General features: G+C 33.2%; 1 pseudogene. It reads right to left on the bottom strand.

Annotation, left to right across the window (positions count from 1 at the left end):
- Positions 1-1,338: pseudogene (locus KKW16_RS08955) on the bottom strand (hemagglutinin repeat-containing protein); the annotation flags it as partial.

Raw genomic sequence — 1,338 nt, forward strand, 5'->3', positions numbered from 1 at the left:
CTTATTAGTTTGAATACGTGTATTTATTGAAGAAATTTCTGCATTAGCATTATTTTGAATAGTAGATCCTTCAACTGATGCTGAATGACCTACCACAAGGTTGGAATTATTAACAAAATCACCTTTTGTTTTAAAAGTAAGATTATTGCTTACACCAAAGGCTTTATTTAGGGTAAAGCTATCATTTAACTCAATACCCAAATCTCCTTTTGTACTAATAGAACCCTCATCAACTAATGTTTTAGCTTGCAATGTTGTGCCAACCACTGATTCAACTTTTCCTAGAGCGTTATTTACAACTAAGGTCAAATCTGGATTTATAATATCAACTCGACCAGCTGATAAAATCTCACCTTGTTGATTATCAAGAGATTGATTAACTGTAATATTTGCTGATTTTCCAGCATAAATACCACCCGATTGGTTTTCAATATGATCTGCATTCATTACTAAATTAGCTGTTTGAATACCTTGAGTAGGGGCATCTTGCTTAGCTTTTGTATTTTTATTATTTACATTTGTAACATTCAACACTAAACGATTTGTTGCACTAACCAAAGAGCCTTTATCACCTTCAGCTTGGTTATCAAGTGCGGTCAAATTTAATGTTGAATTTGCACTTTGAATAATTCCACCTTTGTTATTTAAATCTGAACCAGATAATGTTAAATCCTGAGATGAAATGACACCTTGTGCATTATTTATTGCAGCAGAAGAAATCGCTGCTGTTTTCGCTGAAATATCACCTTGTGTATTGTTCAAATTTTGGGTTTGAATCGTTAAATCAGACTCGCCCTGAATCACGCCTTTAAGGTTGTTTAAATCATTTGCAAGCAATGTCGCACGAGAAACAGATGAAATAAGGCCATCTTGATTATGTAAATTTTCTGTTTTTAATGATAGTTCATCTTGGCTATAAACAATACCACGCTGATTATTAAATTGATTAACTGATAAATCTGAGCGATTTCTGGCAATTAACTTTCCTTCCTCATTATTAACTTGCTGTGAAGCCAATAAAACCTGTCCACCTAACATTTCACCTTTTTGGTTATTCAAGGTTGAAGTACTAATATCAAGACTATTTTTTCCAAATAAATAACCTAATTGAGAAGAAATATGCCCTTTAGCTGTATTAAGTTGTAAACCTTGATTTGACCAAATCACACCTTGATTGTTTTGAATTAACGGACTTTGAATAGAGATCAAACCTTCAGCAGCAATCTTCCCTTCAGTATTATCTAACCCTTTTTTCAAATTCAATGAAAAGGCCTCTTTACCACGCTGAACCCAGCTACTCTTCTTATTATTAAGTTGTGCGGTATCTATCGCAAAATA

It is taken from the genome of Haemophilus sp. SZY H8 (assembly GCF_018829755.1).
Classification (GTDB): Bacteria; Pseudomonadota; Gammaproteobacteria; order Enterobacterales; family Pasteurellaceae; genus Haemophilus; species Haemophilus haemolyticus_K.